The sequence below is a fragment of the Micromonospora phaseoli genome, assembly GCF_900109115.1.
GTDB lineage: Bacteria > Actinomycetota > Actinomycetes > Mycobacteriales > Micromonosporaceae > Micromonospora > Micromonospora phaseoli.
This window is the reverse complement of the sequence record NZ_FNYV01000013.1, coordinates 73230-88962: the sequence shown is the minus strand read 5'-3', so window position 1 is coordinate 88962 and position 15733 is coordinate 73230. Positions and strand designations below refer to the sequence as shown.

14 protein-coding genes and 1 tRNA gene are annotated in these 15733 nt (G+C 70.6%); 7 read left to right on the top strand and 8 right to left on the bottom strand.

Annotated features, from left to right (window positions below):
* The first annotated feature begins 38 nt into the window (after positions 1-38).
* On the top strand, positions 39-818 hold the full coding sequence (locus BMY89_RS25820) for a phosphodiesterase (protein ID WP_092382670.1): 780 nt from the start codon (positions 39-41) through the stop codon (positions 816-818).
* 580 nt (positions 819-1398) lie between these two features.
* The gene (locus tag BMY89_RS25815; protein WP_232521545.1) at positions 1399-1857 is read left to right on the top strand and encodes a lamin tail domain-containing protein; all 459 of its coding nucleotides are present in this window, start codon (positions 1399-1401) and stop codon (positions 1855-1857) included.
* Positions 1858-2014: 157 nt separating this feature from the next.
* Here BMY89_RS25815 and BMY89_RS25810 read toward each other — a convergent pair whose 3' ends face one another.
* The 4 genes from BMY89_RS25810 to BMY89_RS25795 all read right to left on the bottom strand — a co-directional run bounded on the left by BMY89_RS25810 (position 2015) and on the right by BMY89_RS25795 (position 7527).
* Complete coding sequence (locus BMY89_RS25810) at positions 2015-5749, bottom strand: S8 family serine peptidase (protein WP_232521544.1); 3735 nt, start codon at positions 5747-5749, stop codon at positions 2015-2017.
* A 117-nt stretch (positions 5750-5866) separates the two neighbouring features.
* A complete protein-coding gene (locus BMY89_RS25805) occupies positions 5867-6202 on the bottom strand; it encodes a hypothetical protein (RefSeq protein WP_139218012.1) in 336 nt (111 codons plus the stop codon).
* Positions 6203-6491: 289 nt separating this feature from the next.
* Positions 6492-6565, bottom strand: a tRNA-Pro gene (locus tag BMY89_RS25800).
* Between the two features lie 68 nt (positions 6566-6633).
* Positions 6634-7527 carry a metallophosphoesterase gene (locus BMY89_RS25795; RefSeq protein ID WP_092382726.1) on the bottom strand — a complete coding sequence of 298 codons (894 nt, stop codon included), beginning with the start codon at positions 7525-7527 and terminating at the stop codon, positions 6634-6636.
* Between the two features lie 25 nt (positions 7528-7552).
* Here BMY89_RS25795 and BMY89_RS25790 point away from each other — a divergent pair, with 25 nt between their 5' ends.
* Complete coding sequence (locus BMY89_RS25790) at positions 7553-8008, top strand: GatB/YqeY domain-containing protein (RefSeq protein ID WP_092382668.1); 456 nt, start codon at positions 7553-7555, stop codon at positions 8006-8008.
* A 198-nt stretch (positions 8009-8206) separates the two neighbouring features.
* Here the strand turns inward: BMY89_RS25790 and BMY89_RS25785 are convergent, their stop codons facing one another.
* The gene (locus tag BMY89_RS25785; protein ID WP_092382725.1) at positions 8207-10651 is read right to left on the bottom strand and encodes a penicillin-binding protein; all 2445 of its coding nucleotides are present in this window, start codon (positions 10649-10651) and stop codon (positions 8207-8209) included.
* 399 nt (positions 10652-11050) lie between these two features.
* On the opposite strand from BMY89_RS25785, the gene BMY89_RS25780 reads away from it, so the two are divergent.
* Positions 11051-11371, top strand: coding sequence for a WhiB family transcriptional regulator (locus tag BMY89_RS25780; RefSeq protein WP_092382667.1), 321 nt, complete (start codon positions 11051-11053; stop codon positions 11369-11371).
* A gap of 42 nt (positions 11372-11413) precedes the next feature.
* Here BMY89_RS25780 and BMY89_RS25775 read toward each other — a convergent pair whose 3' ends face one another.
* From BMY89_RS25775 to BMY89_RS25765, 3 genes are read right to left on the bottom strand one after another with little or no spacing between them, the layout of a single operon-like run.
* Positions 11414-12565 carry an ArsA family ATPase gene (locus BMY89_RS25775; protein WP_175510424.1) on the bottom strand — a complete coding sequence of 384 codons (1152 nt, stop codon included), beginning with the start codon at positions 12563-12565 and terminating at the stop codon, positions 11414-11416.
* A 53-nt stretch (positions 12566-12618) separates the two neighbouring features.
* Positions 12619-13596, bottom strand: coding sequence for an ATPase BagA (locus BMY89_RS25770; protein ID WP_092382665.1), 978 nt, complete (start codon positions 13594-13596; stop codon positions 12619-12621).
* A 26-nt stretch (positions 13597-13622) separates the two neighbouring features.
* The gene (locus tag BMY89_RS25765; protein ID WP_092382664.1) at positions 13623-14228 is read right to left on the bottom strand and encodes an Rv0361 family membrane protein; all 606 of its coding nucleotides are present in this window, start codon (positions 14226-14228) and stop codon (positions 13623-13625) included.
* A gap of 325 nt (positions 14229-14553) precedes the next feature.
* Between BMY89_RS25765 and BMY89_RS25760 the strand changes: the two genes are divergently transcribed.
* The 3 genes from BMY89_RS25760 to BMY89_RS25750 all read left to right on the top strand — a co-directional run bounded on the left by BMY89_RS25760 (position 14554) and on the right by BMY89_RS25750 (position 15715).
* Positions 14554-15015, top strand: a complete 462-nt coding sequence (locus BMY89_RS25760; RefSeq protein ID WP_092382663.1) for a hypothetical protein — start codon at positions 14554-14556, stop codon at positions 15013-15015.
* A 77-nt stretch (positions 15016-15092) separates the two neighbouring features.
* The gene (locus tag BMY89_RS25755) at positions 15093-15248 is read left to right on the top strand and encodes a Sp36 family protein (RefSeq protein WP_013736319.1); all 156 of its coding nucleotides are present in this window, start codon (positions 15093-15095) and stop codon (positions 15246-15248) included.
* Between the two features lie 5 nt (positions 15249-15253).
* Positions 15254-15715: a RidA family protein gene (locus BMY89_RS25750; RefSeq protein ID WP_092382724.1), complete on the top strand. Its 462-nt coding sequence runs from the start codon at positions 15254-15256 to the stop codon at positions 15713-15715.
* The last annotated feature ends 18 nt before the right edge of the window (positions 15716-15733 follow it).

The window sequence follows — 15733 nt, the reverse complement described above, 5'->3', positions numbered from 1 at the left end:
GACGATAGCGTTGGTGTTTCCGGTCGAGTGGAGGCCCGATGCTCATCGCCCACCTCAGCGATCCGCACCTGACCACCGGCGTGCTCGGCGCCGAGCCAGCCGCCGGCCTGCACCGTGCGCTCGGCCGGGTGCTGGCGCTGGCACCCCGGCCGGACTGCGTGGTCATCACCGGCGACCTGGCGGACCATGGTCGCCCCGACGAGTACGCGGTGCTGCGCGAGGTGATCGGCCGGTTCCCGCTGCCGGTGCACCTGGTGACGGGCAACCACGACGACCGGGAGTCGCTGCTCGACGCCTTCGGCGGCACACCCTGGCTGGGTGGCGGCTTCTCCGCGTACTACCAGGTCGACCACCCCGACGCGACCGTGGTGGTGCTCGACTCGCTGGTCCCCGGTTCCAGCGGCGGGCGGCTCGGTGACGAGCAGCTCGGCTGGCTCGACGGGGTGCTGGCGGCGCGTGCCGAGGTGCCGGCCGTGGTCTGCCTGCACCACCCGCCCGTGGCGGTGGGCATCCCGGCCGCCGACGAGGTCCGGCTCGCCGACGGTGACGGGCTCGCCGAGGTGCTGCTCCGACACCCCCATGTGGTACGCGTCGCCGCCGGTCACGTGCACCGGTCGGTGACCGCGTCCTTCGCCGGCACGGTGCTCACCGTCGCACCGAGCACCTGGCGGCAGAGCACGCTGACGATGAGCGGCGACGAGCAGATCGGCTGGGTCGACGAGCCGACCGCGCTGCTGCTGCACACGATCACCGAAGCCGGATGTGTCACGCACACCGTGCAGGTCAGCCACACCGCCGGGATGACCTGCGGCTTCTGACCCACCGGGTTCACCGCGCGTCGCAGGCGGCAGCTGTCGCGATGCGCTCATCGACCGCGGCAGGCTGGCGTCGACGGCGATTCCGACGGGCGCGGCCAGACGTCGAACTGCGCATGCTCGGCAGCGTGAACGCCAGGGCGAGGGCCGACACTCCGGGGAAGATGAGGCCCATGGCGAACGCCTGCGCCAGGTGCCCGTCGTGTGTCCGCTGCCGGTAGTGAGGTTCAGCCCGACCAAATTCCGGTTGTAGTTGGCCTTCCGTTCGGTCGTGGATCTGATGGAGGCGGCCTCGGCCAGCGCCGTCACCAGCACGGGCCATGCGGTCTACAGCGGTCATCGAAGGCGTAACTCTCGGTCGCCCTTTGGCCAGTCGGACCCGTACCGGAGGTGAACAGGGCGTCCGGACCGGTCGCCGGGCCTGGCCCGGCCAGATGCCGTTGGGCGGCTGCGTGGCCGTAATTGGCGACACCGGCGTGCACGCGTATTCAAGTAGCCACAACGCGCCGTTAACCTCGCTCCGGTCACGCGTTGGCGTGACGGATCCGCGCCGGATGTCCGGCGCTGTCAGTGGGGACAACACATGACGAGAAGACTTACTGGGCTCGTGGCCGCGCTCGCTGTGGCGGTGGGGGGTTCGTTCGCCGTCGCCGCTCCGGCGCACGCCGCCACCCCGGCCATCGAGATCACGAAGGTCTACTACGACTCACCGGGTGTGGACAACCGCTCGAACTCCAGCCTCAAGGCGGAGTACGTGAAGCTGACCAACCGGCGTGCCACGACGATCAACCTGAAGAACTGGACGCTGCGCGACAAGGCCAACCACGTCTACAAGTTCACCGGGGACTTCAAGCTCGCCAAGGGCAAGAGCGTCATCATCCGCACCGGCACGGGCAAGAACACCGCCGCCACCCGCTACTGGGGGTCGGGCAACTACATCTGGAACAACACCGGCGACACCGCCTACCTGCGCAACGCCAGCGGTAAGCAGATCGACAAGTGCGTCTGGACGAAGAAGGGCATGGGCTACACCAACTGCTGAAGGCTCACTGTCGCAACCATCACCTGGCGGCAGAGCACGCTGACGATGAGCGGCGACGAGCAGACCGGCTGGGTCAGCGAACCGGGCGCGCTGTTGCTGCACCGGATCACTGAATCGGGGTGGGGCTCCTTTCGACGAGAGGGCCCCACCCCGACCATCACCGCAGGCCGAAGGCCCGGGTGATGCGCTGGTCCACGCTGTTGCCCCGGGCGTCGCGGGCGGTGGCGCGTAGGGTGACGAACCCGGCGCTGCGTGGTGCGTCCAGGCGGGTGCGCCAGCCGTCGCCGCTGCGGCGGAGCTTGGCGTCGTGCCAGGTGACGCCGTCGTCGTAGGACAGATCGAGGGTCACCGTGCGGATGGGGGCAGCCTCGGCCGCCATCGGCAGATGCAGTGCGGTGACGGTGAGGTGGGCGTTGCGTCTCGTCTTCCCGTCGATGTCGGTGTCCACGGCGTAGTCGAGCTGGATCAGCGACGGGTTCCACACCCCGCCCGGGCTGACCGCGCCGGAGGTGAAGCCCCATTCGGTCAGGGTGGCGGTGGAATATGGTCCGGCCCAGGTGTCGCGCTTGTTCTCCGACACCAGGCGGTACGGCAGCGGCTGTGGGTTCACCAGACCTACGGAGAGCATGCGCTGGTACCGGTCGGTTTCCCGGAGGAGCGTATCGCCCTGGTAGAGGCGCAGGGTGTTTTCGGCGGCGTAGTTGTCGTAGGTGTCGCCCCGGTGGGCGGTGCCCGAGTCGCCCCAGCCGGGGATGAAGGCGGAGAGGCCGCCGTCCTCGCGGAAGACGCTGTGGTTGTCCAGCAGGCGGGGCCGTTGCACGGGGCCGAACCAGCGTTCCTCGTGCGCCGGGCCGGCCCGGTAGGCGGTGGGGGCCGTCCGCTGGCCCTGTTCGCCGGGGATGGTTACCTCGGTGGTCCACTGCTCCCCGGCGGTGACCCAGTCGGTGCGCTCGCCTCGCGCCGGGACCGCGACGAAGTCGAGGGTGCTCGACGCTCCCGACGGGGTCAGGTCGGCGCGCGTTTCGAGCGCCCGGGCCGGGCGCCAGTTGCGGAAGGACATGTCGACCCGGGCCAGGTCGCGCTGGGCGATCCGGTGGGTGAGGTCGGTCGGCACGGCGCCGACGTAGTCGTGGACCAGGTCGTAGATGTACTCGGTTTCCGGCTGGGAGGTGATGTCGAGCCGGACCCGTCGCTCGTGCCCGAGGCGGGCGATCAACCGCTCGCCCTCGTCACGGGTGAGGGTGGCCACGGTCACCGGCGGAGGGTCACGCGGATCCCACCACGAGGCGGGCCATGGGCTGAGCCGCCCGATGCCGTCGTTGACCACGAGCAGGAGGCGGGCTCCGGCGGACGCGGCCGCGGCGGCCTGCTCCTCCAGTGACACGGTGTCGCTGCGGCGTACGACGACGGCCTTGCCCCGGGCGTTCACCGAGGCGTACCCGGCGCTGTCGCCAGCGTTGGCGAAGACCGTGTCGAGGTGGAGCTTGTCGCGCGGAAGGGGGGTCTTGGCGCGCTGCACTCTCAGGTCGTCGTAGGCGCGGCCGCCGGCCGAGACCGTCAGCGCGGGCTGGGTCGTGCGCCAGCGGGCGCCGACGGAGAAGGCACCCGTCGTCACCTTCCGGTCGCTGGGCAGGATCCAGACGCTGTCGTACTCGGCGCCCGCGTACCACGCGGAGACCCAGGGGTTGCCCCCGAGTTCGCGGAACAGTTCGAAGCGGGAACCGTCCGGGGTGGAGGGCTGCGGAGTGGTCACGGTGGCCCGGCGGGCTCTGGTGGCGTCGAAGACGACCGTGCGGTCCTGGTCGAGCGTGATCTCGGGTATCGGGAGCAGCGCGAATCCCCGCGAGTGTGGCCCGTTGACGCCCTCGACGTCGGTGCTCAGCCACGCCGAGTACGTGCCCGAGGGCAGCCGCAGGTCCAGGGTGCCGGTCTCGTCGATCTGCGACGCCGGCAACGCGGCGCCGTCCTTGTCCAGCACGACCAGGTCGCCGCGGATCGGCCGGCCGCTACGGTCCCTGGCCTTCAAGGTCAGCTTGTGGCGTACCCCCTCCTTGCCGACGGCGATCGAGGTGCGGGCGCGGACCTTGCCGGCGGCGTCGGTCGCGGTCAGGAAACCCGAGTTCAGACGGTCGGCCGGCACCCGGTCGAAGTTCGTGGTCAGGGTCACCGTCGCACTGCCGTGCGCCGGAACGGTGACCTGCGGGGCCGACGGGACGACCAGGTCAGCGGGGCCGCCGTCCATCGCGGTGGCGAGGTCGAGGGTGACCGCGCTGTCGGCGATGTTGGTGAAGCGGACCTCTCGTCCGACGGTGCCTTCGGGCGCAGTCGGCCACTGCGGGTAGCCGAAGTCGGCGTTGACGGTGGCGAACAGAGTCGCGGCCGTGGTCGCGGCGATGTCCAGGCGGCCGTTGCCGCCCTGGAACGGGCTGATCTCAGGGGTCGACTTGGCGGTGCTCACCAGGGCTTCCTTGAGCTGCTGCCCGGTGAAGTCGGGGTGCTGGGCGGCCAGCAGCGCGGCCGCGCCCGCGACGTGCGGGGCGGCCATCGAGGTTCCGTCACCGAGCCGGTACCAGCCCTCGCCCTGGGAGTACTGCGAGCGGGCGGCCAGGATACCGACGCCGGGTGCGGTGAGGTCGGGCTTGATGGCCCGGTCACCGAGGCGCGGACCTTGGCTGGAGAAGTAGGCGAGGTGGTCGTCGCCGTCCACGGCGCCGACGGTCAGCGCGGCGTCGGCGGCGCCCGGAGAGCCGACCGTGTAGGAACCGGGACCGCTGTTTCCAGCCGCGATGACGAACAGGGCGCCGGTCTCTTCGCTGAGCTCGTTGACGGCCACGCTCATCGGGTCGGTGCCGTCGGTGGGATCCCCGCCGAGGCTCATGTTGACGATCTTGGCCTGCCGGTCACGGACCGCCCACTCCATGCCGCTGATGATCCATGACTCCTGGCCGAAGTTGTCGTCGGCGAGGACCTTGCCGACGTGCAGCCGCACGCCCGGGGCGACACCCTTCTCCCTGCCCTCCGAGGCGGCTCCGGTGCCGGCGATGGTGGAAGCGACATGCGTGCCGTGTCCGTAGCCGTCGTTCACCGTCTCACCGGGTACGAAGGACTCGGCGGCGGCCAGTTGGCCGGCGAAGTCGGGGTGGTCGGCGTCGATGCCGGTGTCCAGGACGGCGACGTCGACACCCTCGCCGGTATTTCCGGACTCCCACACCTCGGGCGCGCCGATCTGCGCGGTGCTGTCGGCGAGCGTGGCCTCGACCCTGCCGTCCAGCCACACCTTGGCGATACCGCCGGTGAGCGCGAGCCGCTCGCCCGTGGAGCGGGCGGCCGCACCCCCGTCCGCGGTGATCGAGGACCAGAACGCGCCCGAGCGGTCCGCGTCCAGCGCGGCGCCCTGGATGCTGTCCAGGGCCCGGACGGTGCGGGCACCCTCGGGCGCCGCGGTCCTACGCGAGGCCGCCGCGCCGTCGGCGTAGGTGACGATCAGCGGAATCCGGTCCCGGTGCGCGTCGTCGTAGCCGTCCGCCAGCAACTCGGTGATGTTGAACAGCTGCTCGTCGAGCAGCCCGGCGGACACGTACGGCAGTGCCCCATGGGGGTAGACGTAGGTGTCCCCTTCCTTCCGGTGCGAGGTGTATCCGGTCAACCGCCCGGCGGCATCCCGCACCTCGGGGCTCAACCCCCCGTCGGCCGTCCGAACCGCGGTGACCTTCTCACCAGTGATCAGCGTGACGGTGAACGTGGACTCGGAAGCAGGCGGCACGATCGACGCCACGGAGGAGTGCGGCGGGTCGGTGGGCGCGGCCGAAACCGGGGCGGGCGACGAGGCGAGCACCACGGAAGCGGTGAGCAGCGCCAGCAGGCGCCGCCCGGAAAGATGTGTGAACAGCACAGCGTTCCTCAGGTTGGTCAACAGGAAGCGCTGCTAGCGTCTCGATCCTTTGTTTCGGCAAGAGTGCTGTGCCGTTGCACGGTTGGTGCGACCAGGCCTGGTCAGGCCGGGCCGGCTTCAGCCCTCGATCGACGGAGGGCGGTCGATGTTGAGGTGGAACGCCCGCTCCTCGGCCTCCTGCCGGGCCACGATGAAGTCGCGCTGCCAGTCCTGAGCGTCATCCTGGATGCGCGCGACCACGTGCTCACCGTGTATCCGGCCGTCCGCGTCGGTCAGGGCGACCCCGACGACGGTGTGCCCGCGCCCTGGTATGGCGTAGTGACGCACCGCCCAGCGGGCGGACATCTGCGACACCTGGTTTCGGCGTTTGGCCGCGGCCGTCATGGCCACGGCGACCAGGAGGATCGCGGTCAGCACGATGATGGTGACGGCCAGGAACGCGATGATCCGCACCCACCCGAGGCTACCGCGCAACGTGCCGACGTGCACCGCACGGCGGCGTAGCCGGGCAGCCACCGCCATCCGTACCGCCCAATCGCCTTCTCATGCCGCCCGATCGCGTCGGACCCGTCGCCCCAACTCGACGGCGGCGGCGACCCGGGCCAACTCGACAGCCCTCGGCCCGGCGGCGGCGCAGCAGGTCGGTTGGACGCCCCGGACCAGCGACGCCCGACCGTGGGATGGCGTTGTACGGAAACACCAGAGGGCACATCCGTCGATCGGATGTGCCCTCTGCCCTCGGTCGGGGTGGCCGGATTCGAACCGACGACCTCTTCGTCCCGAACGAAGCGCGCTACCAAGCTGCGCCACACCCCGAGGCGTGCCGACAAATAGTAGCCCACCCGTCCCGACGGTCAAACTTGGTACCTCGTTGATCAACAGGGTCAGCGGGGGATCAGGGTGAGCAGGCTGGCCTCCGGCGGGCAGGCGAAGCGGACGGGGGCGGTCGGGTGCGTACCGAGCCCGGCGGAGACGTGCAGCCAGGAGTCCGAGCCGGGCCAGCGGTGCAGGCCCTTCGCCATGGACCTGGGCAGCCCACAGTTGGTGACCAGCGCACCCACCCCCGGTACGCAGACCTGGCCGCCGTGGGTGTGGCCGGCCAGCAGCAGGCCGAAGCCGTCGGCGGCCATCTCGTCGAGCAGCGCCGGCTCGGGGGAGTGGGTGAGCGCGATGGAGAGGTCGGCCTCGGACGAGATCGGGCCGGCGACCGAGGCGTAGTCGTCCCGCTCGACGTGCGGGTCGTCAACGCCGGCCATGTCGATCGCCCGGCCGCCGGCCTTTACCGTGACCCGCCGGTTGTTCAGGTCGGCCCAGCCGGCCCCGGTGAGGATGTCCCGCAGCTCCTCCGCGGGCAGTTCGACGCCCTCGGTGTACTCCCGGTCGGGCAGGAAGTAGCTGAGCGGGTTCTTCCAGACCGGCCCGGTGTAGTCGTTGGAGCCGAAGACGAACGCCCCGGGGTAGTCGAGCAGCGGTTGCAGCGCCCGGAGCACACCGGGCACCGCCCCCGGGTGCGCCATGTTGTCCCCGGTCACCACGACCAGGTCGGGGTCGAGGGCGGCCAGCGAGGCGACCCACTGCTGCTTGCGTACCTGGTTGGGGGTCATGTGCAGGTCCGACAGGTGCAGCACGCGCAGCGGCTCGGTGCCGGTCGGCAGCACCGGCACGTCGAAGCGGCGGAGGGTGAACATGTTGCGCTCGATGAGCGACGCGTACGCCAGGGCGGCGGCGCCCGTCGCCACGGTTGCGGTCGCGAGCCGGAATAGTGTGCGCTTTCGCATGCCGATCAGGGTAGTTTGACCGTCCATGAGCACGCTGAAGGACCGCCTCACCGTCGACATGCGCGCCGCCCTGAAGGCCCGCGACGAGCTGACCACCTCCACCCTGCGGATGGCCCTGGCCGCCATCGGCACGGCCGAGGTCTCCGGTAAGGCCAAGCGCGAGCTCAGCGACGAAGAGGTGCTGACCGTGCTGACCAAGGAGGCCAAGAAGCGCCGCGAGGCCGCCACCGCGTTCGCCGACGCGGGCCGCGCCGAGCAGGCCGCCAAGGAGACCGCCGAGGGTGAGGTGCTGAACCGCTACCTGCCGAAGCAGCTCTCCGACGCCGAGCTGACCGAGCTGGTGGCGGGGGCGCTCGCCGCCGGCGGCTTCACCGGCAAGGCCCAGATGGGCCCGGCGATGAAGGCGGCCCAGGCTGCGGCGGCCGGTCAGGCCGAGGGCGGCCGGGTGGCCGCCGAGGTACGCCGTCAGCTCGGCCTCTGACGGCTGGGACGGCACGAGACCACCAGCACGAACTCCGGATGGCCGTTGCTCGTCGGCGGCCTGGCCCGGCTCGCTCCCGGACCCGGGGAGCGCGCCCGTTCGACGCGGCCGCCGCCGAGGATCGGCCATTGCTGACAGACGAACGGGCGGGCACCCGGTGGGGTGCCCGCCCGTTCGTTCGTGTCGGACTCGTGGCGATCAGCCGCCGGGACGGTCGTCCGGCGGCCGACCGGGGCTGCTGGGCGGACCGGACGACGGGCCGTTGCCCGGCCGACCGCTGCTGCCGTTGCCAGCGCTGAGCTGGATCGTCACGATGCCGCCCTTGATGGTGCGACCGCTGGGGCTGGTGCCGGCGGCGGTGCCCGCCGGGCAGTCCGAGGTGACCCGGTTGCTGGAGACGATCGGCTCGAAGCCGGCACCGGAGATGCGCGACTTGGCCTGCTCGACGGAGACGCACCGGACGCCGGGGATGCTGCGCTGGTCACCCAGGGAGATCTTCTGGCCGGGCGCGTCGAAGTTGATGCGCTTCTTGCCCTTCATGGCGTCGCGCAGCGTGTTCCAGACCGGCGGGTTGATGCCGTCGGGCCGGTTGTGCTTCATCTTGACGTTGGTCTGCGGCCAGTCCGGGTCGGCCATGATGCCGGCCACCGCGTACTGCTTGGTCATGGCGACCAGCGCGGCGGTCTTCTCCGAGTCGGTGGTGCCGGACTTGCCGGCCACCGGTGCGTCGACGATGTACTTGGTCTGTGCGGCGGTGCGGCTGCCGCCGCACTTGCTGGTGGAGGAGTTGTCACCGACCGGGCAGCGGGCGGCGTCCACCGCCGCCCGGGCGACCTCGGTGCTGAACCGCTTCTCGCAACGCGGGTTGGCCACGTCCAGCTTGTTGCCGTCCAGGTCGCGGATCTCCTGCACCGGGATCGGCTCGCAGTACTTGCCGTCGGCGGCCAGGGTGGCGTACGAGTTGGCCAGCTCCAGCGGGGTGACCTGCGAGACGCCCAGGGTGAACGCGCCCCACTGGTGCGCGGCCTCCTTGTTGTTGGCGAACTTCGCGTCCTCGCTCTGCCGGAACTGGATGCCGAGGCGCTTGGCCACGTCGACCACGTTCTCCGCGCCGACCTGCTGCTGCAGCGGCACGAAGTAGGTGTTGATCGAGGCGGAGAAGGCGCTCCACATGTTCTGTACGCCGCCGGCCTTGAGGCCCGAGTTGGTCGGGCAGTAGAAGTGCGTCCCGTCGCAGGCGGCAGGGTTGCCCCGGTCGATGATGTACTCGGACTTGAACTGCTGCGGCGCGTTGAAGGTGTAGCTGAGCGGGATGCCCTTCTCCAGCGCGGCCACGATCGTGTACATCTTGAAGACCGAGCCGGCCTGGTAGCCGGTGATCCCGTCACCGCCGGTCAGCAGCGGGTTGACCGTGTTCGGATAGTTGCCGCGCTTGCCCTTGTCCCGCTGGACCGGGTCGCTGTGCGGCTTGTTCTTGGGCTTGTCCGGGTTGTCGAGCTTGAAGTTCCGGTTGACCGACAACGCCCGCACCCGGCCGGTGCCCGGCTCGACGACCGCGATCATCGCGGCCTCCTTGGAGTCCACCGGCTTCGCGGCCCGGACGGCCTTGTCGGCGCCGTTCTGGGCCTGCTTGTCCAGCGTCGTGATGATCGTGTAGCCGCCGCTCTTGAGCAGCCGCTCCCGGTCGTACGAGGTCGAGCCGAACGTCGCCTGCGACATCCACCAGCGGTAGAAGTAGTCGCAGAAGAAGCCCCAGGCGTTCTTGTTGGCGGCGACGCAGCCGTTCGGCGCCCGCTTGCCCTTGACCACCAGCTTGACGGCCTTGGCCTTCTCGGCCTGCTCCTTGGTGATCGCCCCGATCGTGACCATGTGGTCGATGACGTAGTTCCGTCGGGGGACCGCCTGCTGGTAGCCGGTCTTGGTGGTCGGGTCGAACGAGGTTGGCGCCTTGACCAGACCGGCGAGCAGGGCGGCCTCTTCGATCTTCAGGTCCTTGGGCGGCTTGTTGAAGTAGACCTGGCTGGCGGCGTAGACGCCGTAGGCGCCGTTGCCGAAGGCGGCGAGATTGAGGTAGCTCTCCAGGATCTGGTCCTTGCTGAGCGTCTTCTCGATCTGCAGCGCGTAGTTCATCTCGCGCAGCTTGCGGGCGCTGGTGTCCTCGGTCGCGGCGAGCACGTCGGCCGGGTGGGTCGCCGAGTACGCGATGCCCATCCGGACGTACTGCATGGTCAGCGTCGAGGCGCCCTGCCGGTCGTTGCCGGCGGCGCTGTTGTTGACGAAGGCCCGGGCCACGCCGTTGAGGTCGACACCGTTGTGCTTGTAGAAGTGGTGGTCCTCGGCGGCGATGATCGCGTTGCGCATGTTCTCCGAGATGTCGTCGAACTTCACGTCGCGCCGGTTCTCGTCGTACATGGTGGCCAGTGGTGTCTTGCCGTCGGACGCGAGCAGATAGCTGATCTGAGGTGCGCGGGACACCGTCAGCTCCTTCGGCAGGGCGCCGAAGGTCTCCGCGCCGGCCTTCGCGGCCAGGCCTGACATCGCCACCGCAGGGAAGGCCGCGGCGGCGACCACCACGCCGGCCAGCAGCCCACAGATGAGCAGCGATGCGGCGTTGGTCAGTACGTTGTGGTCACGTTTCCGCATCCAGGTCACCTCGACAGGGTACGCGAACAGGTAACGAGGGGCGCTGGGGCGTCTTTTCCCCATTTCCTGCGCGCGCCGTCCTCGTTGTGCTAGACGCGTGGCACCGGGTGTCTGGTTGCGTGGATCCGTGCCGAGTTTCCTCCTTGCGGAGGCAGCCCGCAGCGTTTTCCCGGACCCCGGTGGGGTAAGCGGCGGTCCCTGGCCCGAGAAGCCGGGACTGTCCGAAATGATGGATTTGGCCGACAACGTTGCGTAATCGGGCGACTACAGAGCATGATGGGGGCGGCGACAGCGCCATGTCGTCCGTGCCGCCTTGGGGTAAGGCGTGCCGGACGACCGGGGGGATTGCCGGCTGGCCGGCGACGGCGTCGGTAGTACTGCAAGGGGGGACGTGTACAGATGGGCATGATCACTGACTGGCCGTCGCTGGCGGCGTGTCAGAACGGGGACCCGGACGCGTTGTTCGTACAGGGTGCCGAGCAGAACGTGGCGAAGCGGATCTGCCGGAGCTGCCCGGTTCGGTACGAATGCCTGGCCGACGCGCTGGACAACCGGATCGAGTTCGGCGTGTGGGGTGGCATGACCGAACGGGAACGCCGCGCGCTGCTGCGCCGCCACCCGCAGGTCACCAGCTGGCGGAAGATGTTCGAGGCGGCGATGAAGAAGAACGCCAAGGACAAGACCGGCCAGGACAAGATCCTGGCTGCCGCCGGCAGTTGACCGGCTGAGTCAGTCGCGGCTCATCGCCGCACCGGTCGTCGGTCAGGAGCGGCTCATCGCCGCACCGATCGTCCGCAGCCCGTCGACGTCGTGCACGTCGGCGGGCTGCGCCAGCACCGCAACGGCCGGCACCTGCGGGAACGCCTCGGTGAACCGAGCGGCCACCTGCTGCTCACGTACCGCCTGCTCGGCCAGGGCCGCGTGTGCCCGCAACACCTCGACGGTGCGCTCGTGGCCGCCGACCGACGCCAGCCGCTCGGCGGCGGCGCGGCTGGCCGTCGCGTCCAGCGCCGACACCGCCGGACGGTGCACCCGGTTGAGCACCAGGCCGGCGAGCGGCATCTTCTCCTCGCGCAGCCGGCCGGCGAAGTAGGCGGCCTCCCGGACCGCGTCCGACTCCGGCGCGGCGACCAGCAGGAACGCCGTCTCCCGCGCCTGCAGGATGCGGTACGTCTGCTCAGCCCGCTGCCGGAACCCGCCGAACATCGAGTCGAGCGCGGCCACGAAGCCGGACAGGTCGGTCAGCAGTTGCGTGCCGATCACCTTCTGCACCACCCGGGAGAACATCCCGAAGGAGGCGGTCACCAGGCTGAACATGCTGCGCCCGCCGGTCCGCGCCGGAGCGAGCAACAGCCGCAGCATCCGGCCGTCGAGGAAACGGGAGAGCCGGGCCGGCGCGTCGAGGAAATCCAGCGCCGAGCGCGACGGCGGAGTGTCCACCACGATCAGATCCCACTCGCCCCGCGCGTGCAGCTGGCCGAGCTTCTCCATCGCCATGTACTCCTGCGTACCGGCGAAGGTCGAGCTCATCGCCTGGTAGAAGGGGTTGCCGAAGATCTCCGCGGCCTTCGTCGGGTCCGTGTGTTGCAACACCACGTCGTCGAAGGTGCGCTTCATGTCGAGCATCATGGCGTGCAGCTCGCCACCGCTGTCCTCGACGTCGATGCCCTTGACCTGCCGAGGCGTGTTGTCCAGCTCGGTCAGACCGAGCGACTGGGCCAGCCGGCGTGCCGGGTCGATGGTGAGCACCACCGTGCGGCGGCCGTGCCGCTCCGCCGCGCGCAGCGCGAGCGCGGCGGCCGTGGTCGTCTTGCCCACTCCGCCGGCCCCACAGCAGACCACGATCCGGACGCCCGGGTCGGCCAGGATCTGGTCGACGTCCAACGTCGGCGCGGCATTCTCGGAAGGCACCAATCGAGCGTATCGGGCCGACCGGCTCCGCGCGGCTGGCCGAGGTGAGGTGTGAGTCAATCGCCGCGGACGAGCGCGGTGGCGAGCACATCGAGACCGGCACGGTCCACCCCGTCGGGCAGCAGCGGCAGCTCGATCATGGGCAGGCCCAGTTCGACCAGGTCGGCGCGGAGCGAATCCTCCAGCTTCCGGCGGATGACCAGGTCGCGGGCCTCCTCGTGCAGCCCGGTCACGACCCGCTGGTCGACCGGCAGTCCGGCGGCACGCAACCCCCGCTCCAACTCCGCCTCGGTGACCAACCGGCCCGCCGGCTGCGGCGCCCGGGTGCCGTTGACGATCACCCGGCCCACCCCGAAGCCCAGCGCGGTCAGTTCGGCGATCGCGTCGACGGTCTCCTGCACCGGCATCTCCTCCAGCAGGGTCACCACGTGCACCGCGGTCATCGGTGAGCGCAGCAGCGCCGAGACCCCCTCGCTCTGGGTCTTGATCGGGCCCATCTTGGCCAGCCGGGCCGTCTCCGCGGTGACGTTCAGGAAGCGCCCGATCCGGCCGGTGGGTGGGGCGTCCAGCACCACCGCGTCGTACACCCTTCGCTGGCCGGCGGTGCGGGTGGTGGCCTCCTTGACCTTGCCGGTGAGCAGCACGTCACGCAGGCCCGGGGCGATCGTGGTGGCGAAGTCGATCGCGCCGAACTTGCGCAGTGCCCGGCCGGCCGCGCCGAGCTTGTAGAACATGTCCAGGTACTCGAGCAGCGCCTCCTCGGCGTCCACCGCGAGCGCGCAGACCTCACCACCGCCGGGCGCGTCGGCCAGGTGCCGTTCGGCGTACGGCAGCGGCTCGGTGCCGAAGAGCTGCGCGATGCCCTGCCGCCCCTCCACCTCGACCAGCAGGGTGCGCCGGCCACCGGCGGCCAGGCCCAGTGCCAGGGCGGCGGCCACGCTGGTCTTGCCCGTGCCCCCCTTGCCGGTGACCACGTGCAGGCGGGCGGGCCAATCGTTGCCGGCCCGGTCAGCCGGGCGCTGCGCTGCTCCCACCCGTCGAGCCTATCCATCCGGCGAGGTCAGCCGACCTCGCAGACCCACCAGCCGGTTTTACGGATCACGGTGAAGCGCAGGTCCTGGTCGGCGATCTTCTCGTCGGCGGTGGTCACCGTCACGGTGGTGGTGACGGTCGCCCGGTCACCGGTCTCGTTGTCCACCGTCGGGGTGTCCCACCGGAACCGGGGGTTCTGGTGGGTCGAGACGTACTCCTCGACCTCGGCGACCTTCGCCCTGATCTTGTCCTGGTCGCGGGCGGCGGTGCAGACCAGATCGGCCGCCTTGGCCGCGTCCCGATCCTGGTAGATCGCGGTGAGGAAGTCGTCGACCGCCACCGACGGATCCTGCGCACCTTCGCCGGACTCGGTGTTGCGCAGGGTGAGGAAGGCGGCGACGCCGCCACCGGCGCAGAGCAGCAGCACCACGACCAGCGCGATCGAGGCCAGCAGGGCTCCCCGTCGGCGCGGAGCAGCCGCTGGCGGCGGGTACGGCGGGTAGCCGGTGTGCGGCGGAGGGGCTGACGGATCGTGGCCGCCGGCCGGGGCGGCCGGCGCGGAGGACTGGGCCGGCCGGTCGGCCGGCGGGAGGTCGGCGGGGCCGGTCGGGCCGCCGACGGGTGGCTGGGTCATCGGTCCCCCGGGGTGCGGCGCAGCACCGCGCGGAGGCGGTGAGCGTGGGATCGGGTGGCCGGGCTGGGCGCCCGTCCAGACCGGAAGGGTAACGGTCCCCGGCCCCGCTGCGGAGGGCCCGGTGTCTCCCGTGCGGCCACCGCGAGCAGCTTTCCGCTGCTCGGGTGTCGCAAATGTGACCGAATGCCATCAGGCGTGCGCGTCCTGTTGATGGGACCGGTCCGCCGGTCCTACGGTCGCTCCGGCACGCCCGGCTCGGGCCGGGCGTGGGGGTCCCGGATCGGTGGGCAACGTCGTGACCAGGTACTACGCCGGGAGGCAGCACATGCGCGACACGGACAACACCCCTCGAGCCCAGTTCCCGGCCGGGCCACAACGGGGCAGCCGGACGGTCGGCGGTGACTCCTCCGGCCGGCTGCCGGTCAACGAGCGGTCGTACCGGCGTCCCGTCGAGCCGGTCACCAACGTCGAACCGGCCGGCGGGCGAGAGGAGGACGGCCCCGGGTACGTGATCCACCTGCCCATCCGGGTGACCGACCTGGCCGCCGCGACCGCCCTGGCGGGCCGGGTGGCGACCTCGCTGAACTTCCTGCTCGAACTGGACGCCGGTGAGACCGAGGTGTCGACCGCCGACGACCAGAACAACCGGCACCGGGTCTTCTGCGACCTGCTGCTGCCCGGCCGCTCGCGTTGCCCCCAGCCCTACAACCACTCCGGCCCCTGCGGGGAGTTGCCGCCCGCGCCGGAGCAGCGGCACGCCGCCGAGCAGTTGCCCGCGTCCGAGTAGCGTCCCGCATCCCGGACGGGCGGTGGACCGTAGGCTGTGCCCCGAAGTGTCCAAGTCACCGAGGGAGCCCTCCACCGATGCAGAAGTGGGAATACGCCACGGTCCCGCTGCTGGTCCACGCGACCAAGCAGATCCTCGACAACTGGGGTGAGGACGGCTGGGAACTCGTCTCCGTCGTACCCGGACCGAACCCGGAACAGCTCGTCGCCTACCTCAAACGACCGAAGGCGTGAGTTTCGTGACCAACGGACCGCACGGAAAGCTGGCGGAGCTGGGGCTGGAGCTGCCGGAGGTGGTTCCGCCGGTGGCGAGCTACGTGCCGGCGGTTCAGTCCGGGCAGCACGTGTACGTCTCCGGGCAGCTGCCGATGGCCGAGGGCAAGCTGCTGGCCACCGGCAAGGTCGGTGCCGGTGTCTCCGCCGAACAGGCCAAGCAGCTCGCCCAGCGGTGCGCCCTCAACGCGCTGGCTGCCGTCGACTCGCTGGTCGGTCTGGAGAACGTGGTCAAGGTCGTCAAGCTGACCGGCTTCGTTGCCAGCGCACCCGGTTTCACCGGCCAACCCGGTGTCGTCAACGGCGCCTCGGACCTGCTCGGCACGGTTTTCGGCGAGGCCGGCCGGCACGCCCGCAGCGCCGTCGGCGTCGCCGAACTCCCGCTGGACGCCCCGGTCGAGATCGAGGTCATCGTCGAGGTCTCCTGACCCCGGACCTCGCAGCCA

Bases quoted from the DNA above. Each gene is read 5' to 3' on its own strand.
- BMY89_RS25790 (WP_092382668.1), top strand. From the start codon at position 7,553: ATGAGCACGCTGAAGGACCGCCTCACCGTCGACATGCGCGCCGCCCTG.
- BMY89_RS25785 (WP_092382725.1), bottom strand. From the start codon at position 10,651: ATGCGGAAACGTGACCACAACGTACTGACCAACGCCGCATCGCTGCTC.
- BMY89_RS25820 (WP_092382670.1), top strand. From the start codon at position 39: ATGCTCATCGCCCACCTCAGCGATCCGCACCTGACCACCGGCGTGCTC.
- BMY89_RS25755 (WP_013736319.1), top strand. From the start codon at position 15,093: ATGCAGAAGTGGGAATACGCCACGGTCCCGCTGCTGGTCCACGCGACC.
- BMY89_RS25780 (WP_092382667.1), top strand. From the start codon at position 11,051: ATGGGCATGATCACTGACTGGCCGTCGCTGGCGGCGTGTCAGAACGGG.
- BMY89_RS25765 (WP_092382664.1), bottom strand. From the start codon at position 14,228: ATGACCCAGCCACCCGTCGGCGGCCCGACCGGCCCCGCCGACCTCCCG.
- BMY89_RS25795 (WP_092382726.1), bottom strand. From the start codon at position 7,527: ATGCGAAAGCGCACACTATTCCGGCTCGCGACCGCAACCGTGGCGACG.
- BMY89_RS25760 (WP_092382663.1), top strand. From the start codon at position 14,554: ATGCGCGACACGGACAACACCCCTCGAGCCCAGTTCCCGGCCGGGCCA.
- BMY89_RS25815 (WP_232521545.1), top strand. From the start codon at position 1,399: ATGACGAGAAGACTTACTGGGCTCGTGGCCGCGCTCGCTGTGGCGGTG.